22 protein-coding genes are annotated in these 23703 nt (G+C 65.9%); 15 read left to right on the top strand and 7 right to left on the bottom strand.

The window, feature by feature from the left end; genetic code table 11:
* Nucleotides 1-195 precede the first annotated feature (195 nt).
* Together AC5Y42_RS00175 and modA are read left to right on the top strand one after the other, a co-directional pair.
* Nucleotides 196-1827 carry a PPE family protein gene (locus tag AC5Y42_RS00175; protein ID WP_499894820.1) on the top strand — a complete coding sequence of 544 codons (1632 nt, stop codon included), beginning with the start codon at nt 196-198 and terminating at the stop codon, nt 1825-1827.
* Nucleotides 1828-1877: 50 nt separating this feature from the next.
* Nucleotides 1878-2588 (top strand): molybdate ABC transporter substrate-binding protein, encoded by a 711-nt coding sequence (gene modA, locus AC5Y42_RS00170; protein WP_499894819.1) that lies wholly within the window; start codon nt 1878-1880, stop codon nt 2586-2588.
* Here modA and AC5Y42_RS00165 read toward each other — a convergent pair.
* The 4 genes from AC5Y42_RS00165 to AC5Y42_RS00150 all read right to left on the bottom strand — a co-directional run bounded on the left by AC5Y42_RS00165 (nt 2575) and on the right by AC5Y42_RS00150 (nt 7134).
* Complete coding sequence (locus AC5Y42_RS00165) at nt 2575-3483, bottom strand: class I SAM-dependent methyltransferase (protein WP_499894818.1); 909 nt, start codon at nt 3481-3483, stop codon at nt 2575-2577. The genes modA and AC5Y42_RS00165 overlap by 14 nt on opposite strands.
* 48 nt (nt 3484-3531) lie before the next feature.
* Complete coding sequence (locus AC5Y42_RS00160) at nt 3532-4989, bottom strand: aldehyde dehydrogenase family protein (RefSeq protein WP_499894816.1); 1458 nt, start codon at nt 4987-4989, stop codon at nt 3532-3534.
* A gap of 190 nt (nt 4990-5179) precedes the next feature.
* Entirely contained in the window at nt 5180-6181 is a 1002-nt protein-coding gene (locus AC5Y42_RS00155) for a LacI family DNA-binding transcriptional regulator (protein WP_499894812.1), read from the bottom strand.
* 62 nt (nt 6182-6243) lie between these two features.
* Complete coding sequence (locus AC5Y42_RS00150; RefSeq protein WP_499894810.1) at nt 6244-7134, bottom strand: oxygenase MpaB family protein; 891 nt, start codon at nt 7132-7134, stop codon at nt 6244-6246.
* Nucleotides 7135-7215: 81 nt separating this feature from the next.
* Here AC5Y42_RS00150 and AC5Y42_RS00145 point away from each other — a divergent pair, with 81 nt between their 5' ends.
* A complete protein-coding gene (locus tag AC5Y42_RS00145) occupies nt 7216-7854 on the top strand; it encodes a TetR/AcrR family transcriptional regulator (protein ID WP_499894808.1) in 639 nt (212 codons plus the stop codon).
* A gap of 8 nt (nt 7855-7862) precedes the next feature.
* On the opposite strand, the gene AC5Y42_RS00140 is transcribed toward AC5Y42_RS00145, so the two are convergent.
* Entirely contained in the window at nt 7863-8438 is a 576-nt protein-coding gene (locus AC5Y42_RS00140) for a VOC family protein (RefSeq protein WP_499894806.1), read from the bottom strand.
* A 122-nt stretch (nt 8439-8560) separates the two neighbouring features.
* On the opposite strand from AC5Y42_RS00140, the gene AC5Y42_RS00135 reads away from it, so the two are divergent.
* From AC5Y42_RS00135 to AC5Y42_RS00120, 4 genes are all read left to right on the top strand, one after another.
* Nucleotides 8561-9208, top strand: a complete 648-nt coding sequence (locus tag AC5Y42_RS00135) for a TetR/AcrR family transcriptional regulator (protein ID WP_499894804.1) — start codon at nt 8561-8563, stop codon at nt 9206-9208.
* Between the two features lies 1 nt (nt 9209).
* Nucleotides 9210-10343, top strand: a complete 1134-nt coding sequence (locus AC5Y42_RS00130) for an alpha/beta hydrolase family protein (RefSeq protein ID WP_499894802.1) — start codon at nt 9210-9212, stop codon at nt 10341-10343.
* Between the two features lie 72 nt (nt 10344-10415).
* Complete coding sequence (locus AC5Y42_RS00125) at nt 10416-12614, top strand: acyl-CoA dehydrogenase family protein (protein WP_499894798.1); 2199 nt, start codon at nt 10416-10418, stop codon at nt 12612-12614.
* A 130-nt stretch (nt 12615-12744) separates the two neighbouring features.
* Nucleotides 12745-13407: a DinB family protein gene (locus AC5Y42_RS00120; RefSeq protein ID WP_499894796.1), complete on the top strand. Its 663-nt coding sequence runs from the start codon at nt 12745-12747 to the stop codon at nt 13405-13407.
* Here the strand turns inward: AC5Y42_RS00120 and fadD2 are convergent.
* Nucleotides 13404-15086 carry a long-chain-fatty-acid--CoA ligase FadD2 gene (gene fadD2 / locus AC5Y42_RS00115; protein ID WP_499894794.1) on the bottom strand — a complete coding sequence of 561 codons (1683 nt, stop codon included), beginning with the start codon at nt 15084-15086 and terminating at the stop codon, nt 13404-13406. The two genes, AC5Y42_RS00120 and fadD2, sit on opposite strands and share 4 nt — an antisense overlap.
* A gap of 47 nt (nt 15087-15133) precedes the next feature.
* Between fadD2 and ligD the strand changes: the two genes are divergently transcribed.
* From ligD to AC5Y42_RS00075, 8 genes are all read left to right on the top strand, one after another.
* A complete protein-coding gene (ligD, locus tag AC5Y42_RS00110) occupies nt 15134-16354 on the top strand; it encodes a non-homologous end-joining DNA ligase (protein ID WP_499894791.1) in 1221 nt (406 codons plus the stop codon).
* Nucleotides 16355-16416: 62 nt separating this feature from the next.
* The gene (locus AC5Y42_RS00105) at nt 16417-17394 is read left to right on the top strand and encodes an ABC transporter substrate-binding protein (RefSeq protein ID WP_499894788.1); all 978 of its coding nucleotides are present in this window, start codon (nt 16417-16419) and stop codon (nt 17392-17394) included.
* Between the two features lie 100 nt (nt 17395-17494).
* A complete protein-coding gene (locus AC5Y42_RS00100; protein ID WP_499894785.1) occupies nt 17495-18145 on the top strand; it encodes a 5-oxoprolinase subunit B family protein in 651 nt (216 codons plus the stop codon).
* Between the two features lie 10 nt (nt 18146-18155).
* Nucleotides 18156-19061 carry a 5-oxoprolinase/urea amidolyase family protein gene (locus tag AC5Y42_RS00095; RefSeq protein WP_499894783.1) on the top strand — a complete coding sequence of 302 codons (906 nt, stop codon included), beginning with the start codon at nt 18156-18158 and terminating at the stop codon, nt 19059-19061.
* A 10-nt stretch (nt 19062-19071) separates the two neighbouring features.
* A complete protein-coding gene (locus AC5Y42_RS00090) occupies nt 19072-19617 on the top strand; it encodes a GNAT family N-acetyltransferase (RefSeq protein ID WP_499894781.1) in 546 nt (181 codons plus the stop codon).
* A 387-nt stretch (nt 19618-20004) separates the two neighbouring features.
* On the top strand, nt 20005-21405 hold the full coding sequence (locus AC5Y42_RS00085) for a nitrate/nitrite transporter (RefSeq protein WP_499894779.1): 1401 nt from the start codon (nt 20005-20007) through the stop codon (nt 21403-21405).
* A gap of 88 nt (nt 21406-21493) precedes the next feature.
* Nucleotides 21494-22636, top strand: a complete 1143-nt coding sequence (locus tag AC5Y42_RS00080) for a uroporphyrinogen-III synthase (RefSeq protein ID WP_499894777.1) — start codon at nt 21494-21496, stop codon at nt 22634-22636.
* Nucleotides 22633-23319, top strand: coding sequence for a sirohydrochlorin chelatase (locus tag AC5Y42_RS00075; protein ID WP_499894775.1), 687 nt, complete (start codon nt 22633-22635; stop codon nt 23317-23319). The genes AC5Y42_RS00080 and AC5Y42_RS00075 overlap by 4 nt, the downstream gene beginning before the upstream one ends.
* On the opposite strand, the gene nirD is transcribed toward AC5Y42_RS00075, so the two are convergent.
* A complete protein-coding gene (gene nirD, locus AC5Y42_RS00070; RefSeq protein WP_499894773.1) occupies nt 23289-23699 on the bottom strand; it encodes a nitrite reductase small subunit NirD in 411 nt (136 codons plus the stop codon). The genes AC5Y42_RS00075 and nirD overlap by 31 nt on opposite strands.
* Between the last annotated feature and the right edge of the window lie 4 nt (nt 23700-23703).

Genomic DNA, 23703 nt, shown 5'->3' with positions numbered 1-23703 from the left:
TGAATTCTCCGCATTTACGGTTAACTACGACGTACGCTCAGGACCGCATGCGGCGATCACAGGCGCAGTCCACGTTGTGACGACCGGGATGCCTATCGCGTTTTGCGGCTGGGCCATTAAGTCGTATGGCCGATCCGGGACCGGCAACGGATTATCGGAATGAGGTATCTAAATGACGCACCCCGGCGTTCTGTCGTGACGGCACCAATCTGGATGGCGTTCCCACCCGAAGTGCACTCGGCGCTGCTGAGCAGCGGCCCAGGACCGGGGCCGTTGCTCGCGTCGGCTGGGGCGTGGAACATCCTTAGCGCCGAATACGCCTCGGCGGCAAACGAACTCATCACAGTGCTGGGCGGAGTGCAGGCCGGCGCATGGGAAGGCCCATCAGCGGAGTCCTACGTGGCCGCGCACGCACCCTATATAGCGTGGCTGATGCTGGCCAGCGGCGACAGCGCCGGGATGGCCGCCCAGCAGACGACCGCAGCGACTGCTTATACGACCGCGCTGGCCGCCATGCCGACACTCCCTGAGCTGGCCGCCAACCACGCCACCCACGCGGTATTGCTGGCGACCAACTTCTTCGGGATCAACACCATCCCGATCGCCCTCAACGAGGCCGACTACCTGAGGATGTGGGTCCAAGCCGCCACCGTCATGACCACCTATCAGGTCGCTGCCACCGCGGCCGTGGCCGCCACCCCACCTACCCCGGCGGCGCCGCCGGTCATGAAATCCAACATGGACAGCGGTTCGGGCATGGGCGACGGGTCGGGTGGCATGAATGGCGGCGGCATGGGGAACATGCCCATGCCCGGCATGGAAACCCACCTGCCCACCACCCCCGAGCAATGGCTACAAGCCATCTTCCCCCCGCAATTCAACCCGTTCGACCCGAATTCCTTCTCGATGATGCACCCGAGTTTGGCAACGTTCATTCCCCGCGCTGAGGCCATGCTGGCCAATTACGCTGGTAGCCCCGGGCAACTGCTCGAGGCGATAATCCTGCTCGCCGTCCAATTCGTGGTTCACCGAACCATGTACTTGATCTGGCTTATTCTCTACAACCCGGTGGGGTTGATCGGCTTCGTTCTGAGCAATCCGATCTATACCCTCGGGCTGACCGCACCCATGGCACTCGTGCCTGCCGGAGCGGCGGGCGGTTTCGCGAGTCTCGCGGGTCTGGCCGCCGTGCCGGCAGCGGCGCCGGTTCTTCCGGTCGCGGCGGCGCCGATTCCCGTCGCGGGTGTGCCTACTGTGCCGGCCCCCGCGCCGGCTCCTACCGTCAGCGCGGCGCCGGCGCCCGCGGCGGCGCCGACGATGCCGGCACCCGCGCCCGCCGCGCCACCGCCGCCGGGCGGCGCGCCACCGCCACCGCTGATGGGCCCTGAAGTTACCGTTGGCGCGCAAAATTACGTCTACCCATACCTGGCGGGTGTTCTCGGGGCCCGGTCGGAGTCCAGCGTCCGCGGTAAAGCTCCAAAGTCGGCATCCGACACCGCCAGTGTCCCGGCGGCCGCGGCGGCGTCGGCGGGCCCGCCGCAGCAGCAAGCGGAGCGACGTCGGCGAGCGGCATCAAAGCGCATCGACCGCGGTCACCGCTACGAATACTTAGACCTGGACTCGGATGCCCAATTGCACTCCGGCACTTCGGCTGGCGGCGGCGCGATATCGCCGACGGCCTCTAATCAAGGCGCGGGACCACTGGGTTCTGCCGCCTCCACAGCCGAGGCCGTCCCACGGCCGGCGGGATTGACCACGCTAGGCGGCGACAACTTCGGCGGCAGCCCAACCGTCCCGATGATGCCGAGCAGCTGGGATAACAATTGATCTGTTCTCCGAGCAAAACTTGGGCGCTCGCGGGCATTGTGTCGATCGCGGTGGCAACCCAATCCGGCTGTAGCTCCCAGCCGTCTCTGCCGTCGGTGCTCGTGCTCGCCGCGGCCTCGCTGGGACCCGCCTTCAATCACATCGGCGAACGTTTCGAAACGGACAATCCAGGCACCGCCATCCACTTCGACTACGCCAGTTCATCGGACCTGGCCATTAAGCTGACTCAGGGCGCATCCGCCGACGTGTTCGCGTCGGCGGATACCGCGCAAATGGACACGGTAAACCGGGCAGGCTTGATTGACGGCAGGCCGGTCGAATTCGCCTCCAACACATTGGTCATCGTCACGGCTCCCGGTAACCCGAAGCACATCAGCTCCTTCGCCGATCTCACCAAACCGGGACTGGTGGTGGCGGTCTCCCCGCCGCCCATGCCGTGCGGAGTAGCGACCCAGCGCGTCGAGGACAGCACCGGGGTGCACCTCCAGGCGGCCAGTGAGGAACCGAACGTCGAGGATGTCCTCAATAAGGTCACCACCGGTCAGGCTGACGCGGGCGTGGTCGATGCCACCGACGCGCACGCTGCCGGCGACGAGGTAACAACGGTCAGGTTCCCCGCGGCCGCAAGCGCAGTGATGACCTACCCGATTGCCGTACTCAACGAGACTGCCCAACCAGGGTTGGCCGCAGAATTCATCGATCTCGTGACCAGTGAGCGCGGTCAGGAAATCCTCAACCAGGCCGGATTCAGCGAGCCTTAACGGCGCTGACCAGGCTGTTACGAGCGATCATGGGTCCGGCCTCGGAGTCGGGCTCGGGCACTCGACGGCCCACCTCGCGCAGGTAATCGGCCAACGGGGTTGGCGTCGCACTCCATCCGCGCTCGCCGAACCACTGCTCAGCCGGTGCGCACTGTTCGTTGTAGACAAGCTGAAAGAACAGACGCTGGTCGCCTTCGGCTCTCGCGGCCTTCTCTTCTTCGACGGCGGCGGCGAAATCCTCGGCCGGCAGCGGAGCACCGTCCTCGACCGCGAGATGAGAGCCCGGCGCGGCCAACGCGTCGATCCCGGTGAACAACTGGTGCTGCGCGGCGCCCGGAAGGTAGATCAGCAGACCCTCCGCAATCCAGGCCGACGGCTTGCCCGGATCAAACCCACTGTCCTGCAATGCTTGCGGCCAGTCTTCGCGCAGGTCCACGGCGACCTCGCGGCGCTCGGCACGCGAACTGGCGCCGCGCTCGTCGAGCACGTCACGCTTGAAGTCGAGAACCTCGGGGCGGTCCAGCTCGAAGATCGTCGTTCCGCCGGGCCAGGGCAGCCGGTAGGCGCGGGAATCCAGGCCGGCCGCCAGGATGACCACCTGGCGGACACGGGCATCGGCTGCGCGCCGGAAATAGTCGTCGAAGTACTTGGTTCGCGCGGCTTGGAAATTGACGAAATGCTCACCGAACTCGGGTGTTTTCAGTTGGTGGTCGGGAACATCGTCGTCGAGCACACCGGCCCAGTCACCACCCGCCGCACGGCAGAACACCTCCGCGAACGGGTCGAGAACCAGGGGATCGGGCTTTTGTGCCTCCAATGCTCGAGCGGTGGCCACGAATAACGCGGTCGAACCGACACTCGTTGTGATGTCCCAGCTGTCGCCTTCAGTACGCACTCAACAGACCTTACGCTCCTGCGACGGAACGCCATTCGTTCAGCGGGTTTACATCTGCGCCCAGACAATTTTGGTTTGCAGATAGGTCTCGATGCCGGCCTTGCCCGATTCGTAGCCCCAACCGGATTGCTTGTAGCCGCCAAAAGGCATGGAGTGATCGAACTGCATCTGGCAGTTCAGACCCACGGTTCCGGCCTTCAGTCGCTTGGCCAGCCGGTGTGCGCGGCCCAGATTTTGGGTCCAAGCGGTGGCAGCCAATCCGTAGGTGCTGTTGTTGGCCAAGGCGATTGCCTCGTCGTCGTCGTCGAACGGCAGGACTGTGACGACCGGACCGAAGATCTCCTCCTGGAACAGCCTGCTGTTGTCGGGGTCGACATTGGTGACCACGGTCGGGTGCACGAAGTACCCCTTGCGGTCGAGCCGATTGCCGCCGGTCACCAGCTCGACCCCGTCGGATTTGCCCTGTTCGAGGTAACCCAGGACACGGGCGAGCTGCTTCTGGCTGATCAGCGGGCCGATGATCGCGCCCTCTTCCTTCGGGCCGCCCAGTTGCATGGTGTTCGCCATATTGGCGAGGCCCTCCACGACCTGGTCGTAGACACCGCGTTGGACGATGATGCGTGACCCGCACACGCAGGCCTGCCCGGAGTGGATGAAGGTGCCAAACGCCGCCATCGGGATCGCCATGCCCAAATCGGCGTCGTCGTAGATCAGTACCGGCGATTTGCCTCCAAGTTCCAGCGTGACTTTGTTGAGGTTGCTGTTTGCCGAGGCACGCACGATTTCCCTGCCGACCTCGGTGGAACCGGTGAAGGCGACCTTCTCGACATCGGGATGCGCGGTGATCGCCGCACCTGCGGTGTGCCCGTAGCCGAGCAGCAAGTTGACGACGCCGTCAGGCACCCCCGCCTCCGTCAGGATCCGGTCCAACACCAGCGCCGACAACGGGGTCTCCTCAGCGGGTTTGACGACGCTGCTGCAGCCTGCAGCCAATGCGGGCGCCAGCTTGGCGCAGAAGTTGAACACCGGGCCGTTCCACGGGAAGATCAGGCCCACCACGCCGTAGGGCTCGCGCAGTGTGTAGACGTGCTGGTGCGATTCGATGCCGGTCAGCCCGCCGGTGTTCACGTCGCGCGCGATCCCGTCGATCTTCGTGCACCAGCCGGCGTAGTAGCGGAACCACTCGGAGCCGACTTTGGTGATGATCCCGGCTTGACCGGGCGGTATGCCGGCGTTGACCGATTCGAGTTCGGCCAAAACAGCCGCGTTTTCGTCGATCAGATCGGCGATCCGCCACAGCACCCTGGCCCGTTCATAGTCGGCCATGCCCGACCACACCCCCGCCTCGGCGGTCGCCTTCGCGCGCGCTACCGCATCGTTGACGGCTTCTGGGCCGCAATCGGTGAATTCGGTGAGCTGTTCTTCGGTGGCGGGGTCGACGACGGGAATGACGTCGCCGGTGCCGGGTCGGTTACGAATCTCGTCCAGCACTGCCTGCACCGTCATAGATATCCCCTTCTCGCATACCGGTAATTGCGTTTGCACGGTAGGTTATGCGCTTAACCAAGCGTTGTCCAGGGCTGGCGATTAACGGCCGGACGGGTGTTGGGCGTCCGGCGAGGTGGCCCTGAACAAGCTGTGCCCGCATGCGGGATCAGCACGAAACACCTTTGATGCCTGGGGGTTTCGCCGATATTTATGTCGAGGCGCGCACGACCAAGCGGGCGATATCGGCGGGTCGCGGAGCCGGCGGGGCCGAATAGCCCAATTCGGTCAAGACAGCCGCGATGGCGGCGTCGGCGACGGCAACGGGGTTGAACTCGACCGTGGTCAGAGGTGGGGAGCTGATAGCTCCCATCGGATTGGCGTCGACGCCGATCACCGCGAGGTCACCGGGACACACCAGGCCCGCTTCACGGATGCCGTGGAGCACCAGGAATGCAATCTCATCGCTTTGCGTGCACACCGCGGTCACGCCGTCGCGGCTCCAGCGGGCCACGATGTCGGCGGCGTTGTCGATGGTGACGTCGTCGACACTGATCGGTGAAAGACCGTGGGCACGGGCTGCGCGGGCCACTCCTTCAAGCCAATAGTCGCCCAGGGCACGCCATTTGGCGATCCCGGTGTAGGCGAATGCGATCTTTCGGTGGCCACGTGAAACCAGGTGTTCGACGCGGACCGCGCCGATCGACAAATGTGGATCTCCGAGCGCAGGTAGCGTCCCGATCTCGATGTGGGCGACGTGCGCGCCCTCAACCGCGCTCCGCGCCCCGCGGCTCAGCGGGAACAAACTGGTGACGGCAATGGGATCGAGATTCTCGACCGCGTCGATGACATGCTGATCGTCTTCGGTCTCGAAGATCTGTACCTGCAGTAGACCCCGGCGCGCAAGCTCCGTGGTCATCCGGCTGCCCGCTTGCATCGGCATTTCACCGACGGCCACCCGCGGCACGACATACAGCACCACACCGCTTTTGCCGCGGGCGAGGTTGCGTGCGGCGGCGTTGGGCCGGTATCCGAGTTGCTCGGCGGCGCGGTAGACCGACTCGCGGGTGCTCGACGAGATCCGTCGGCCTTCCGAGTTGTTCAGTACATAACTAACGGTCGCGGTCGACACGCTCGCCAGCCGGGCTACGTCAGCGTGGGTGGGCCGGGTAGGTTTCGCCCCGCGCGCTGCGTCACCCTCCGGTCCGTCCATGCCTCATCGTGGCACGACCTGCCGGTTGTGATCGCATCACCCTCGCGGGGGACTGACGCGCGCTATACCAACGGGCGGCCGGACTTGATCCGCCGGTCCACGTCCCAGAGCAACACGTTGAACGGGAACCGCCGGACGAAGCCAGGCAGAAGTTTGTTGACGGTGCGCAGCACAGCCATCAAGCGGTCGAACCGCCGCTGCTTGGCGGCGTCCCACGGTAGCTGCATCTCGTCGCGGAAGCGTTGTGGCAAGAAGCCGGTGGTGATCAGCAGTGCGGGCTTCTCCGCCCATCGTTGCAGCGGACCCGGCAACGTCATCCCCCGCACCCTGGAGGCGGCGATCGGATACAGGTAGTCGCGCACGGTGTCGTCGATGTGCACCTTGTCCACCGACTCCTGCCAGTACTTGTCGAACGCGGCGCGGTCGGCCGGCCACATCTCCGGCGGCACCTGCAGCGTGGTACCGAGCACCATGCCCTCGCGGTAGTGCTGTTCGGCATCGTCTTCGTCGATCTCGCCGATGAAGGTGCGATAGAAATCGACGCCACCCTTGTAGAGGCAGGCGGCCACCCACATCTGCAACTCCGGGTCGAAGGCGTTGTACTTGACCGGACTCTCCGAAGTCGAATAGACCTCGGCGTGGGCACGGTTCACCGCCCGACGAAACGCCGCCTTCTGGTCGTCACTGCCGGCCATCGCCACCGCGAGGTAGGTGAACGTGGTGCGGGCCCGCTTGATCGGGTGCAAGTCGACCCGGCCACTTTCAACCCGGCTTTCCACGACTCCGTAGCCGACCCCGGGCCGGGCCAACTGCATGATCACGTTGGCCGGGCCGAGCAGCAGCGCCATGCCCATCAACTGGTCGTCGATGCGGGCGGCGCGCTTGGGTCGGCGGCGCGCCAGTGCTGGTATCGGCGGATCGCTGACCGCTCGTTCGACGTGTTGGGTTGTCATTGCCTTACCTGCTCCGCTAATTCTGAGAACACTTGTTTCCTGATATTGCCGCCGGCTCCCTGCGATGTCAAGATGAGACGCATGGCTGCGACGGAGACGACGAGCGCGCGCCCTTACCGCGGGGTCGAGCCGGCCGACCGGCTGGCCGAGCGGCGGGGCCGGCTGCTTCGGGCCGGCTTGGACTTGCTCGGCGCCAGTGAGCGCGATTGGTCGGAGTTGACGGTGCGCGCTATCTGCCGACGGGCCGGGGTGACCGCCCGCTACTTCTACGAGAGCTTCGCCGATAAGGATGCGTTCGTCTGCGCGGTCTTCGACTGGGTGGTAGCCGATCTCGCGGCGGCGACGCAGGCTTCCGTCGACGCGGTGCCACCCGACCAGCAATCTCGCGCCGGGATGACCAATATCGTGCAGACATTCTCCGGCGACCCGCGCGTCGGGCGCCTGCTGTTCAGCGCGCACTTGACCGATCCTGTGCTGGTGCGCAAACGCGTGGAATCCACCGCGCTGTTCGCCACGCTGCTGGGGCGACACGCCGGCCAGGTCTCGCGGATCCCGGAGAACGACCGCATTGCCGCCGCCGCGCACTTCGTGGTCGGTGGCGTCGGGCAAACCATCAGCGCCTGGTTGGCCGGTGCGGTGTCGCTGACCCCCGACGAACTGGTCGAGCAGCTCACCACGGCTCTCGACCGACTGGCCGATCCGGCGTTGTATCGCGATTGAGCTGCCTGCTAGTTGCCTACCGGCACCCGTCGGTCAGCGGCCGTCTTCGGTTTCGCCCGCGGATCGCTTTCCGCGAATTCTTTCGTCCAACAAGCGAACTCAAGCGTGATGCCGTCGGGGTCCTGAAAGTAGAACGAGCGCACGTACACTCCGGGATGCAGCGTGGCCGAGACCTGCATTTCGCTCTCGTCGTGGTTGAGCACCGGACCGACCCGCACGCCCTTCTCCTTGAGCCGCTTCCGGTAGTCGTCGAACTTCTCGGCCGGCACGTGGAAGGCCAGGTGGTTCATGGTGCTGACCGCGCTGGTGATCTCGCCGATCCCGGGGATCGCGGCCGGCGACGAGATGCCCGGCACCCGGTCGGCCGCCTCGGCGAACCAGAAGAACGCGACGCAATCACCGTTGCCGGCGTCGAAGAAGAAGTGCTGGCCCTGGCCACCCGGCAGATCCAGCGATTTGATCAACGGCATGCCCAGCACATTGCTGTAGAAGTCCACCGTGCGCGCCATGTCCGAGCACACCAGCGCGACGTGATTGATGCCGCCGAGTTCGAATTCGGTGTTGGTGTTGTGCGGCTTGATCATTTTCCGACTCCCGTTCGTCGGCGGGCGGATTGCCGATCTGTGGCGAATACCCGAAACTGAATCTAACATCAGATTCAGTTCTCTTCCAGGGGTCGCGGGGTCGCGAGGAAAGGAGCCGTCCGGTGTCAACCGTGTCCGAGCAACCCGCCGAGCGCGTCGAGTTACCGACACATCGCGGCCGGCGGACACAGGCGGCCATTGACGCCGCAGCCCGGGCCGTCATCGCCCGCAAGGGAATCCTCGCCGCGACCATCGCTGACATCGCTACCGAAGCGGGCCGATCGACGGCGTCGTTCTACAACTACTACGACTCCAAAGAGGCAATGGTCCGCCAGTGGGCGTTGCGCTTTCGCGACGAAGCCAATGACCGCGCGAAAACGATTACCCGACACGGCCTTTCGAACCGCGAACGCGCCCATCAGGCCGCGGCCGCGCACTGGCACACCTACCGCCATCGGCTCGCCGAGATGATCGGCGTGTCACAGCTGGCGATCATCAACGACGACTTCGCGCAGTACTGGGCCGAAATCTGCGCGGGCCCCATTGCCTTCATCGCCGAAACCGTGCGACGTGCGCAGAGCGAAGGCTGCTGCCCCGACGATGATCCCCAGCTGGTCGCGGTGGCGATCGTGGCGATGTTCAACCAGTTCTGCTACTCGCAGCTGAGCGGCTCTCGTTCGAACGAGGTCGGTGAACCCGACGACGAAGCCTGCATCAACACGCTGGCCAACATCTTCTATCGAGCCATCTATTTCAAGGAGGTCGACTGAGGTGACTCGCAATACCGGAGCACCGGGCGTCCTCCGCGAATTCGTCGGCCTACCGTCGCCGACCGCTCGCCGCGCCGGCGCCGGTGGGCACCCCTGCCAAGGCCTGTATCACCGCGGTGTGGGCCGCAAGCCCAAAGTGGCGATGATCGCCACCCACTACCAGATTGATTTCTCCGAGCACTATCTCGCCGACTACATGGCGACCCGCGGCATCGGGTTCCTGGGCTGGAACACCCGGTTCCGCGGCTTTGAGAGCAGTTTTCTGCTCGACCATGCTCTCGTCGACATCGGCGTCGGTGTCCGCTGGCTTCGTGAAGTGCAGGGTGTGGAAATCATTGTGCTGCTGGGCAACTCCGGCGGTGGCTCGTTGATGGCCGCCTACCAGTCGCAAGCGGTCGACCCGAATGTGACTCCGCTGCCGGGTATGCGGCCCGCGGCCGGGCTGACCGAGTTGCTGCCCGCCGACGGATACGTCGCCAGCGCTGCCCATCCCGGCCGCCCCGACGTGTTGACCGCATGGATGGACGGCGCCGTCGTCGACGAGAACGACCCCGTCGCCACCGATCCCGACCTCGACCTGTTCAACGAAAACAACGGTCCGCCCTATTCACCGGAGTTCCTCACCCGCTACCGCTCAGCGCAGGCCGCACGCAACCGCGCGATCACCGACTGGGCCGAGAAGGAGCTGAAACGTATTCAGGCCGCAGGGTTTTCCGACATCCCTTTCACCGTTACGCGAACCTGGGCCGACCCCCGGATGGTCGACCCGAGCATCGAGCCCACGAAACGGCAGCCCAACATGTGCTATGCCGGCATCCCGGCCAAGGCGAATCGTTCCGCGCACGGCATCGCGGCGGCATGCACGCTGCGCAACTGGCTGGGCATGTGGAGCCTGCGAAACGCACAGACCCGGGCCGAGCCGCATCTAAGGCGCATCACCTGCCCCGGGCTGGTCATCAATGCCGAAGCCGACACGGGCGTCTTCCCGTCGGACGCTCAACGTATCTGCGACGCGCTGGCCGGCACCGACAAGATGCTGTGCACCATCGATACCGATCACTACTTCACCACTCCCGGGGCGCGCAGCGAGCAGGCCGACGTGATCGCCAAGTGGATTGCCAAGCGGTGGCGCTGAGAGTCCTCCTGTAGTCAACTAACCAACCGGTTATTAAATTGAGGGGACGAATGCCCCGAAGGAAGGCGAGCAATGCCGATCGCGATAACTCCCGAGCATCAAGACCTGGCCGACTCGGTGCGGTCCCTGGTAGCGCGGGTAGCGCCCTCGGAGGTGTTGCATGCCGCGCTGGAAACACCGATCGACAACCCACCGCCCTACTGGCAGAGCGCCGCCGACCAAGGCTTGCAGGGCGTGCACTTGGCCGAGGCCGTCGGCGGGCAGGGTTTCGGCATCCTCGAGCTTGCCGTCGTGCTCGCTGAGTTCGGCTATGGTGCGGTGCCCGGCCCGTTTGTGCCGTCGGCGATTGCCAGTGCGCTGATCTCGGCACACGATCCCGACGCCAAAGTGCTGGGCGAGCTGGCATCGGGCGCGGCCGTCGCCGCCTACGCGCTGGATTCCGGGCTGACCGCCACCCGCCACGGCGACGGATTGGTGATCCGCGGCGAAGCGCGGGCGGTGCCGGCCGCGGCGCAGGCGTCGGTCCTGGTGCTACCGGTGGCGATCGACAGTGGCGAGGAATGGGTGGTGCTGCGCGCCGACCAACTCGAGATCGAACCGGTGCAGAGCGTGGACCCGCTGCGCCCGATCGCCCACGTCCGTGCGAACGCCGTCGAGGTCGGTGACGACGCCGTGCTGAGCAACCTCAGCATGACGCTCGCCCACGCGCTGATGTCGACCTTGCTGTCGGCCGAGGCCGTCGGGGTCGCGCGGTGGGCCACCGACACGGCGTCGGAGTACGCCAAGATCCGCGAACAGTTCGGTAGGCCGATCGGTCAGTTCCAGGCCATCAAACACAAGTGCGCCGAGATGATTGCCGACACCGAGCGTGCCACCGCGGCCGTTTGGGACGCCGCCCGCGCGATCGACGAAGCACGCCAAAACAATTGGGATGTGCAAGCATCCGCGGTCGAGTTCGCCGCCGCGGTGGCGGCGACGTTGGCGCCTGCCGCCGCTCAGCGCTGTACACAGGATTGCATCCAGGTGCATGGCGGCATCGGCTTCACCTGGGAACACGACACCAACGTCTACTACCGGCGGGCGTTGATGCTGGCCGCCTCCTTCGGCCGCACCTCCGAGTACCCGCAGCGGGTGGTCGACACCGCCACCGGCACCGGTATGCGCAAAGTCGACATCGACCTGGACCCCGACACCGAGAAACTGCGGGCCGAAATCCGGGACGAGGTGGCTGCGCTCAAGGCGATCCCGCGCGACGAACGCAACGCCGCGATCGCCGAAGGCGGATGGGTGCTGCCGTATCTGCCGACGCCGTGGGGCCGCGCGTCAAGTCCGGTCGAGCAGATCATCGTCGCCCAAGAGTTCGGCACCGGCCGGGTCAAGCGGCCTCAGATCGGTATCGCGTCGTGGATCGTCCCGTCGATCGTCGCGTTCGGCACCGAGGAGCAGAAGCTCCGGTTCCTGCCGCCCACCTTCCGAGGCGAAATGATCTGGTGCCAGCTGTTTTCCGAGCCCGGTGCCGGTTCTGACCTTGCAGGGCTGACCACGAAGGCGACTCGGGCCGACGGGGGCTGGCGCATCACCGGCCAGAAGATCTGGACCACCGCCGCGCAGTTCTCGCAGTGGGGGGCGCTGCTGGCCAGGACCGATCCCGACGTTCCGAAACACAATGGGATCACCTACTTCCTGCTGGACATGAACAGTGAAGGCGTGGAAGTCAAGCCGCTTCGCGAGCTCACCGGCGGCGCGATGTTCAACACCGTGTTCATCGACGATGTGTTCGTGCCGGACGAGTTGGTGCTCGGCGAGGTCGACCGCGGCTGGGAGGTGAGTCGCAATACTCTGACCGCAGAACGGGTTTCGATCGGCGGCAGCGAGGCGCCGTTCTTGGCCAACCTCGACCAGTTGGTCGATTTCGTTCGCGACGGTCAGTTCGACCAGGTCGCGAAGAACCGGGCGGGCCAGTTGATCGCCGAAGGTCACGCCGCCAGGCTGCTCAATATGCGCTCGACGCTGCTGACGCTGGCCGGGGGCGACGCGATGCCCTCGGCGGCCATCTCCAAGCTGCTGTCGATGCGCACCGGCCAGGGCTATGCGGAGTTCGCGGTGTCCACCTTCGGCGCCGACGCCGCGATCGGCGACCCGGAGGAGCTGCCCGGCAAGTGGGACGAATACCTGCTGGCCAGCCGGGCCACCACGATCTACGGCGGCACGTCGGAGGTGCAGCTCAATATCATCGCCGAGCGGCTGCTGGGGCTCCCCCGCGACCCGTAAGGCTTACTTCTCGGCGCGAGCGTGCGTGTCCCCGGCCGACACGCCGAAGCTTTCACCGTTTCTGCGCACCCTCGCGCCGAGCGGAAACCATGTAGCGCCGATGCCCTGGTCCGGTGCTAGGTTCGCCGGCATGACCGAAGGCCCGCCCCATCGCCGCAACCGTGCGGATGCCGCCGAGCGTGAGACCCTGGAGTCTTTCCTCGACGACTACCGAGACATCGTGGTGCGCAAGGCTTCTGGCCTGTCCGACGCCGACGCCTGTCGCCGCCTGGTTTCTTCGCCGACGACGGTGGGCGGGCTGGTCAAGCACCTGCGCTGGGCGGAATACGGCTGGTTCGATCAGCTGCTTCAGGAGCGAATCAGCGACAACCGCCGCACGCATGACCGTGCTTGGGAATTCGAGTTTTTTCCTCAGGAATCACTGGATACGTTGATCGCGGAATATCGAACGCAATGCGACGAGTCGCGACGGATAGCCGCGCGCTATTCGCTGGATCACGTGGTGCCACATGTCCGGCTCGGACAGGTGTCACTGCGCTGGATCTACGTGCACATGATCGAGGAGACCGCCCGTCACGGCGGGCAATTGGATATCTGCGCGAACAACTTGACGGCGCAACCGGTTTCGACGGCTAGCCGCCGACCGCGAGCGTGCGCAGAAACGGGATTTCACCCGGCGTGTCGACCGGGGACACGCACGCTCGCGCGAGAAGAGGCGCACGCTCGCGCGAGAAGAGGCGCACGCTCGCGCGAGAAGAGGCGCACGCTCGCGCGAGGCGAAAGGTGGCCCTAGTCAGAGTCGACGTCCATCTCGCGCAGCTCGCGCTTGAGGATCTTGCCGGTGGGATTGCGGGGCAGCTCGTCGAGGAAGACCACTTCGCGCGGCACCTTGTACTTGGCCAGCTGGTCTTTCACGTACTTCTTGATGGTGTCCTCGTCGACATCGGCGCCCTCCTTCTTCACGACGAAGGCGCGCAGCCGGTGGCCCCACTCCTTGTCCTCGACACCGATCGCGGTGGCCTCCGTGACGTCCGGATGGCCGGTGATGCAATCCTCGACTTCGGCGGGGAAGACGTTCTCGCCGCCGGAGACGATCATCTCGTCGTCGCGCCCGCTGATGAAGAGCAGGTCGTGCTCGTCGAAATAGCCGACGTCGCCGGATGACAACAGCCCGTCGATGATCTGCTTGTTGCCGCCGCCGGTATAGCCCTCGAACGGGAAGGCGTTGCCCACGAAGATTCGCCCGACCTCGCCCTGCGGCAACTCCTTGCCGTTGTCGTCGTAGATCTTGACCTTGACCCCTTTGACGACCGGTCCCACCGTCGAGGAATTGAATTCCAGATGGTCGGGTCCCGCAATCGTGGCGAACGCGATCTCAGTCGAGCCGTACATGTTGTAGACCACGGGCCCGAGGTCCTTGAGGGCACGCTCGGCCAGGTCGGCGCCCAGCGCCGAGCCGGAGATGAACACGATCCGCAAGCTGGACAGATCGGGCTTCTTGTCCATCTTCTCCACGGCCTCGAGCATCCTCGACAACATCACCGGGACGACGACGATCGCCGATACTTTGTGCTTCTCGACGTCTTCCAGCACCACCGCCGGCTTGAACTTGCGGTGCAGCACCAGCGTCGATCCCAGGAATGTCCCGATCGTGGCGTGCAGGAAGCCCAACGCGTGGAACATCGGCGCCGGCAGCGACGTCACCTCGCCGGCCTTGAACGGCACGTGCGACAAGATGCCGCCGATCGGCGCGAGCGTCGGCGGGGTGCTGCGGTTCGCGCCCTTCGGAGTGCCGGTAGTGCCGCTGGTCAGAATGATGATCGAGGAGTGCTTGCCGGCCTTGGGCGCGGGCTCGCCGCTGCTGCGTTCGATCAGGTCGGCAAGCGTCTCGTCCTCGCTGCCCGACGGCTCGTCCGAATCGGGGTTGGTGCCCAGAGCGCGCAGCTTGCCCAGCGGCGGCTCGGCCTTGCTGACGTCCTTGGCGTATTCGTCGTCGTAGATGATCAGTTTGGCGTCTTCGCGCTCGGACACTTCCTTGATCTGCGGGCCGGAAAACGAGCTGTTGAGCAGGATGATGCGGGCCCCGACCCGCGCGCAACCGAACTCCGCGATGGCAAACCACCGGCTGTTGCGTGCCAGGATGGCGACGCCGTCGCCCCCCTTGACACCTTTATCCAGCAGCCCGTGGGCCACCGCGTTGGCGGCATCGTCGAGTTCCTTCCAGGTGAACTCGCCCTCGTCGTCGATGATCGCCACCTTGTCTGGGGTGCGGCGCGCGTGCAGCGCGGGCAGCATGCCGATCTCGCCCCACTTGCGGATGTCATTCGCCATCGCCGCCACGTTCTGTGGCCGCTCGATCGGGAATCCGCCTGCTTCGAAGATTTTGCGGACATAGTGCAGTTCGGCCAGGCCACGCTCGGCGTATTGCTGGACTTTGGCCGTGGCCCCGAACGGGTCAGGAAGGTTAGGCATAGCCCCACCATATGTGAGCCAGGTCGCACCGCGACGGGCAAATTACGATGAAGTGCATGGTCCGTCCGCTGTCACTGGAAGTGGACGGCCGCCACGTTGAGATCACCCACCCCGACAAGGTGGTCTTCCCGGACCACGGCTACACCAAGCTCGACCTGATCCGCTACTACCTCGCCGTCGCCGAGGGGGCGCTGCGGGGCGTGGCCGGACGTCCGATGATTCTCAAACGCTTCGTCAAGGGCATCGAGCAGGAAGCCATCTTCCAGAAACGGGCGCCCACGAAGCGCCCGGACTGGGTCGGGGTGGCGGAACTGCGCTATGCGTCCGGAACTTCGGCCAAGGAGGCCGTCATCGACGACGCCGCCGGCCTGGTGTGGGCGATCAATCTGGGCTGCGTCGACCTCAACCCGCACCCGGTGCTCGCCGGCGATCTCGACCATCCCGACGAGCTGCGCGTCGACTTGGACCCGATGCCCGGCGTGGGGTGGCCGCAGATCGTGGAGGTCGCGGCCGTCGCACGAGACGTGCTCGAGGACTACGGCCTGACCCCGTGGCCGAAGACATCAGGGTCGCGCGGTTTTCACATCTATGCGCGCATCACGCCGGACTGGCCGTTCCGGCAGGTCCGACTGGCAGCCCAGACGGTGGCACGCGAGGTCGAGCGTCGCGCCCCCGACCTGGCGACCAGCCGGTGGTGGAAGGAAGAACGCCAGGGCGTTTTCGTCGACTTCAACCAGAACGCCAAAGACCGCACGGTCGCCTCGGCGTATTCGGTGCGGGCCACGCCCGATGCCCGGGTGTCCGTGCCGCTGCGTTGGGACGAGGCCGCAGACTGCGACCCGGCGGCGTTCACGATGGCGACCGTGCCGGACCGGGTCGCCGACGTCGGCGACCCGTGGGCGGGGATGGACGATGCCGCCGGGACGCTGGATCGGCTGCTCACGCTGGCCGAGGAGCTCGGCCCCGCCGAGAAGGCACCGAAGGGGGCGACCAAGAGCCGGGACGGCCGGCGGGCCTCGACGATGCCGCTGATCGAGATCGCCCGCACCAAGACCAAGAACGAGGCGATGGCTGCGCTGGACACCTGGCGTGACCGCTATCCCGATGTGGCCCAGCGACTCCAGCCGGTCGATGTGCTCGTCGACGGCATGCGCGGACCGAGTTCGATCTGGTACCGAATCCGGATCAACCTGCAGCACGTGCCGGCCGATCAACGGCCGCCGCAGGAGGAGCTGATCGCCGACTACAGCCCTTGGCCGAGCCGTTAACGGCCCACCACCGCGATACATACGCAACAATCGCTGGATGCCGGTGACGGAGGACTGACGCGATGGAACGACGATGGAACCGGCGCGCATTCCTGGGTCTTGCCGGCGGGGCCGGACTGCTCGCCACGGCCGCTTGCTCGTCGCACAAGACCACCACCGGCGCCCCGGGCGGCAGCGCGGTGACGATTCCACACGCGTTCGGCGAGACGACAATCCCCGCGCCACCCAAGCGGGTGGTCAGCGCGGGCTACACGGGGCAAGACGACCTGCTCGCGGTGGGGATCGTGCCGATCGCGGTGACCAACTGGTTCGGCGACCAGCCGTTCGCGGTGTGGCCGTGGGCGCAGCCGAAACTCGGCGACGCCAAACCCGTTGTCTTGAACCTGGACAACGGGATTCAGATCGACCAGATCGCCGGCTTGAAACCTGATTTGATCGTGGCCACCAACGCCGGAGTAGACGCCGACACCTACCAGAAGCTGGCCGCGATTGCCCCGACCCTCCCGCAGGCCGGCGGCGATGCGTTCTTCGAGCCGTGGAAGGACCAGGCGACCGCGATCGGCCAAGCGGTTTTCCAGTCCGATCAGATGAAGTCGCTGATCGACGGCGTCGACCAGAAGTTCACCACGATCGGTGAGCAGCACGCGCAATTCAAGGACAAGAAGGCGCTGCTGCTGCAGGGCACGTTCTACCAGGACAATGTGGTGGCGACGACGGCGGGTTGGCGCACCGAGTTTCTGACCCGGATGGGTCTGGTGGTCGCCGAGGGCATCAACCAGTTCGCCGTCGATCAGCAGCGTGCGTTCATTCCCCGCGACAAGATCAAGGCAGCGCTCGACGCCACCGACGTGCTGATCTGGACAACGGACACCGAAGACGACCAGCGGATGCTGCTGGCCGATCCGGGCGTGGCAGACCTTCGGCCGCGCAGTGTCTTCACCACCAAGGACCAAGCCGGGGCGCTTGCCTTCGCCTCACCGCTGAGCTACCCGGTGGTGGCCGACCAACTGCCGTCGCTGATCACCAAAATCCTGGGCTGAGCTCGCCGAAAACGGCGGCCCTCTGAGCGTTCGCTAAGGCACCTCTGGCAGAGCACCACAATTACTGGCAGCCGCCGGAACCCGAGGTTACCGTCGAGTAATGAGCGTGGCAATGGACCTGAAGGTAACCGACACCGTTCTCGATTACGGTGATCAGGCACTGCTTTTGCAATTCGACAGCAGCGCCGACGTCTTGGCGTGGACAGCTGCCCTGCGCGAGGCGGCGCTGCCCGGTGTGCTCGACATCGTCGCCGCGTCCCGCACCATCCTGGTCAAACTCGACGGGCCGCGCTATCAGGGCGTCACCCGGCACCGGTTACGCCGCATGCAGGTCACGTCCCAGGCGACGCAGACCGCCCCGCCCGACGGACACGTTGACGTGGTGATCGACGTCGTCTATGACGGCGCCGACCTTGCCGAGGTCGCCGATCGCACCGGGCTGAGCACCGCACAGGTCATCAACGCCCACACCTCCACGCCCTGGCAGGTCGGATTCGGCGGATTCGCTCCGGGTTTCGCGTACCTCGTCGGCGGCGACCCACGGTTGGCGGTGCCGCGGCGCTCGGAGCCACGGCAGTCGGTGCCGGCCGGTGCGGTGGGCCTCGCCGGAGAGTTCAGCGGAATCTATCCGCGGCGGTCCCCCGGCGGTTGGCAGCTGATCGGCCACACGACAGCCGTCCTGTGGGATATCGACCGGCCCGACCCGGCGCTGCTCACGCCCGGCAAGTGGGTTCAATTCCGAGCCGCCTAGGAGAGCACCGATGACCACGCTGGAAATCCTGCGCACCGGGCCGCTGGCACTCGTCCAGGACCTCGGGCGGGTCGGTCTGGCTCACCTCGGCGTCACCCGGTCGGGGGCGGCGGATCGTGGTTCGCACACGCTGGCCAACCGGCTGGTGGCCAACCCCGACGACCGCGCCACCATTGAAGTGACCTTCGGCGGCCTCTCGGCTCGAGTCCGCGGCGGCGACGTCGACGTTGTCGTGACCGGTGCCGACACGGACCCAGCCGTCAACGGAAACGTGTTCGGCACCAACAGCGTTGAGCATGTCCGCGACGGGGACGTGATCTCGCTGGGTGCGCCGTTGGCGGGCTTGCGGAGCTATCTGGGAGTGCGCGGCGGTATCGACGTGACACCGGTGCTCGGTTCGCGGAGTTACGACGTGATGTCGGGGATCGGCCCGCTGCCGCTGCAGCCTGGCGACGTGCTGCCGATCGGCGAGCACACCGACGAGTATCCCGAACTCGATCAGGCCCCGGTAGCGGCGATCGACGAGCATCTGGTGGAGCTGCGGGTGGTGCCGGGCCCGCGTGACGAGTGGCTCGCCGATCCCGACGCGCTCGTGCGCACCATCTGGATGGTTTCCGACCGCAGCGACCGGGTGGGAATGCGGCTGGAGGGCCGTCCGCTGCAGTACCGCTGGCCGAATCGGCAGTTGCCCAGCGAAGGAGCTGCTCGCGGCGCAATTCAGGTGCCGCCTAACGGTTTGCCGGTCATCCTGGGGCCCGATCATCCGATCACCGGCGGCTATCCGGTGATCGGCGTGCTCGCCGAGGACGACATCGACAAAGTTGCCCAGGTGCGGCCCGGCCAGTATGTGCGGTTGCACTGGTCGCGGCCCCGGTCGCCGCTGACTGCCGCTGCCGCGGGCCAGTCAGCCTGGTAAACCGGAAGGTGTGTACACCCAGGTCCACACCGCTCGCCTGGTCCACACCGCCGATCTCGACTGCGAGACCCGGCACAGCGCTCGCCAGATGGTCATCGAGGCGTTCGGCGGTGGTTTCACCGACTGCGACTGGGACCACGCGCTAGGCGGGATGCATGCCCTGATCTGGCATCGTGGCGTGATCATCGCACACGCTGCAGTGGTGCAGCGGCGGCTCATTCACCGCGGCAGCGCGCTGCGCTGCGGCTACATCGAAGCTGTGGCGGTAGCCGAGGAGTGGCGCGGCCAAGGACTGGCGATCGCGGTGCTCGACGCGTGCGAGCAGGTCATCCGCGGCGGCTACCACATCGGCGCGATCAGCGCTTCCGAGCGCGGACGGCGGCTCTTCGTCGTGCGCGGCTGGCTGCCGTGGTGCGGACCGACGTCGGTGTTGGCGCCCGCCGGGACCGTGCGCACCCCGGACGACGACGGCTCGGTGTTCGTGCTCCCGGTCGCGGCCACGGTGGACACCTCCGCGGAGTTGACCTGCGACTGGCGTGACGGCGACGTTTGGTAGCCGGCAACGCCCGATGTGATCGGCACCACATTTCCTGCGTCATATTGGGGTTTCAACTCTTATGGACGAAGCCCATTGTGGCGCAACGCAACTGCGAAACAATGATTTAACAATGTTTGCAGCGTCCTTTCAGCTAACCGCAACGCAACTTTAAGCCGCAATGGCCGGATCTGACTTGACCCGGTTCGAATCCTCATGTGAGATTGCCGAATACAGCGTCGTATGCCCTTGCTAGAGGCTCCTGCGCCCGGAAGGATCTCGGCCACACGGCCCAGTCAGTTGTCATATCGCAGGCGAAATAGGTTGTGGCTCGGTAGATGTCGGGGTATCGGCTACCCCGGGCAGTGAATGGTGTTGGCGCAACTAAGAACCGAAAGGTCAATTTGCATGGTCCGCTCGCATCGCATCTCCCACTGGAATCCCGAGGACACCGTCGCCTGGGAGGCCGGCAACAAAGCCGTCGCTCGACGTAACCTGATGTGCACGGTCGCCGGCGACCACGTCGCGTTTTCGATCTGGTCCTTGTGGTCGGTGATGGTGCTGTTCATGCCCGAATCGGTCTACGGCTTTTCGCCGAGCGACAAGCTGCTGCTGGGTGCAATCGCGACGTTGGTCGGAGGGTGCGTACGCATCCCCTACACATTGGGCATCGCGAAATTCGGTGGCCGCTATTGGACGACGTTCTCGGCGCTGGTGCTGCTGGTACCCACCGTGGGCACGATCCTGCTGCTGGCCAATCCCGGGCTGCCGCTGTGGCCGTACGTGTTGTGTGCGGCGGCCACCGGTTTGGGCGGCGGCAATTATTCCGCCTCGCTGGCCAACGTCAACGCCTTTTATCCCCAGCGACTCAAGGGCTGGGCGTTGGCGGTCAACGCCGGCGGCGGCAACCTCGGGGTGGCGGTCGTTCAGCTGGTGGGACTGCTGGTGCTGGCCACCGCGGGCAGCCGGCAGCCCTACTGGGTGTGCGCGTTTTATCTTGTGCTGCTGGCGATTGTCGGCATCGCGGCGGCGGTGTTCATGGATAATCTGGACCACAGCATCGAGGTCGGCAATTTGCGGTCGATTCTGTTCGTGCGACACACCTGGGTGATCTCACTGCTCTACATCGGTACGTTCGGGTCGTTCATCGGATTCTCGTTCGCATTCGGCCGGGTGCTCTACATCAACTTCATGACCGGCGGACAGACCGCTGCGCACGCATCCCTGCACGTCGCCCAAATCGCCTTCCTAGGGCCACTATTGGGATCCCTCTCGCGAATCTACGGCGGCCGGTTGGCCGACCGCATCGGGGGAAGTCGGATCACGCTGGCGGTATTCGGTGGGATGATCCTGGCTACCGGGCTATTGGTCGGCGTCAGCAGCTACGACGAATACAGCCACGGCTCTGCACCGGGCGCGACGCTGGTCGGATACGTCATCGGGTTCATTGCGCTGTTCATCCTGTCGGGGGTAGGCAACGGATCGGTATTCAAGATGATCCCGTCGATCTTCGAGGCGCGCAGCCGTGCGCTGGACGTCAATGAAGCCGAGCGCCGGCACTGGTCCCGCGCGATGTCGGGGGCGTTGATCGGGTTCGCCGGAGCCGTCGGAGCACTCGGTGGTGTGGCGATCAACCTGGCGTTACGGCAGTCCTACGAGAGCACCGGCACAGAGACGTCGGCGTTCTGGATCTTCCTGCTCTTTTACGTTGTCGCGTCGCTGCTGACCTGGGCCATGTACGTGCGTCCTCCTGTTTCGGCCACAGCAGCGCCCGAAGCAGAAAGCGAGCCGACGCCCGCCCGCGTGTGACCGATGGTTCCACCGGTGTGACGACGGGGCAACTCGGCGGAAATTGCCAGGTAATGCGGCGGCAATCTATCAGGCATACACACTTCATATGGACCAGCCAGACTCGCCGCCGCTGGTCGGCTACCGGGTCGCGGTGACGTCCGCGCACCGTGCCGACGAGCTGTGTGCGCTGCTGCGCCGCTCCGGCGCCACGGTCTACAGCGCCCCGGCCATCACCAAAGTTGGACTATTCGACGACGACGAACTGCGCCGTCACACCGAGGCTCTGATCGCCCGTCCGCCCGACATCCTGGTCGCCACCACCGGCATCGGCCTGCGCGGCTGGCTGGCCGCCGCCGACGGTTGGCGGCTGGCGACCAAGTTGACCGCAGTGCTGCGAGACGCCCGGATAGTGTCGCGCGGACCGAAAGCGACCGGCGCGCTGCGCGCAGCCGGCCTGTATGAGGAGTGGAGCCCTGGATCTGAGTCGTCGCGCGAGGTGCTGCAGTACCTGCTCGGCGGCGGTGTACACGGACAGCGGGTCGCGTTGCAGCTGCACGGGGCCAGCGACCACTGGGATCCGTTCCCGGAGTTCGTTGCTGAGCTGCGCGGCGCGGGCGCCGAGGTGGTGCCGGTGCGGGTGTACCGGTGGCTGCCGGCGCCGGCCGGGGGGTTCGACCAGCTGGTGACCCTGATTGCCCAACGCCAGGTTGACGCCGTCAGCTTCACCTCGGCGCCGGCCGCTGCGGCGACACTACTGCGGGCTCGCCAGCTGGGTATCGGCGACCAGTTGCTCGCCGCGTTGGGCGCCGACGTGCATGCGATGTGCGTCGGCCCGGTGACGGCCCAACCGCTGCTGGCGGCCGGTATTCCGACCTCGGCACCGAAACGAATGCGACTGGCGGCGCTGGCCCGCCATATCGCCGACGAGTTGCCGTCGCGACGATCCCGCATCGTGCGCGCCGCCGGTCATCTGATCGAGATCCGCGGCTCCTGTGTGGTGGTCGACGGGACCATCAAATCGCTCTCCCCGGCGGGAATGGCCACCTTGCGGGTGTTGGCTCAACGTCCGGGAGACGTCGTCGCCCGCGCCGCGCTGTTGCGGGCCCTGCCGGGCAACGGCTCCGACACCCATGCCGTCGATACGGCAGTCCTTCGTTTGCGAACCGCGCTGGGCGACAAGAGCATCGTGGCAACGGTCGTCAAACGTGGTTACCGGTTGGCCATCGACGAACAGTCGGGAGTGGCATGAGCCTGATCCTGGTGGCGCACGGCACCCGCAGATCGGCCGGGATCGCCATCGTCAGCGGCCTTGCCGAGCAGGTAAGCGCGGTAGTGGGCCAAACCGTTCAGGTCGGTTTCGTCGACGTGCTGGGGCCCGCGCCGAGCGAATTGCTGTCCGTCGCCGCAGTGGCCGCCGAGCCCGCGATCGTGGTGCCGGCGTTCTTGTCTCGCGGATACCACGTTCGCACCGATCTGCCCGCGCATGTTGCGGCCAGCGGACACCCCGACGTCATCGTCACCCCGGCCCTGGGGCCGAGCCCTGATGTGGCAGCGATCGTTGCCCACCAATTGGATCGCACCGGTTGGCGTTCAGGCGATTCGGTGATCCTGGCGGCGGCCGGCACATCGGATCCCGCGGCCCATAACGACCTGGCTGCCACCGCGGCGATGGTGTCGGCGCTGATCGACTCACCCGTGGAACCGGCGTTGGCGACCACCGAGCGCAGCATCGCCGACGCCGTGGCCAAGGCGCGCGACGGGTCCTCGCGTCGAGTTGTGGTGGCGTCCCATCTGTTGGCCGACGGCCTTTTTCAGGGACGGTTGCGACGCAGCGGCGCTGATCTGGTCACCCAGCCGCTGGGCACCCACCCGGCGCTGGTGCGGCTGATCGCCGGCCGATTTCAGGCGGCCGCGATGTGCCTGGCTGCTTGACCGGCAGATTTGCCGCGGCCCACCTGCACGACACCGTCCATCACTCGGGTCGGGTAGACCGGCACTGCGACGGCGGGATCGTCGAGGCAGCGGCCGTCGTCAAAAACGAAGGCCTGCTTGGCAATCGGTGATTGTACAACCGACTTCCCGCCCCGATCCCCGGCGATACCGCGAGACAGCACCGCAGCTCCCGAGAACGGGTCGATGTTGCCGATGGCATGCAGTGAGCCGTCGTCGAGCCGGAACAGCGCCACTTGCGATCCATCGTCGAGCAGTACACCGACACCGCGGCCGGGAATGAGGTAGTCGTAGGCGCAGGCCGCGGTCCAGGTCTGGTCATCGAAGTTCGACAGGGCGGTGATGTCGTCCAGTAATGTCATGAGA

This window comes from Mycobacterium sp. NGS48 (genome assembly GCF_059812585.1).
This window is presented reverse-complemented; position numbering and strand designations above follow the sequence as displayed.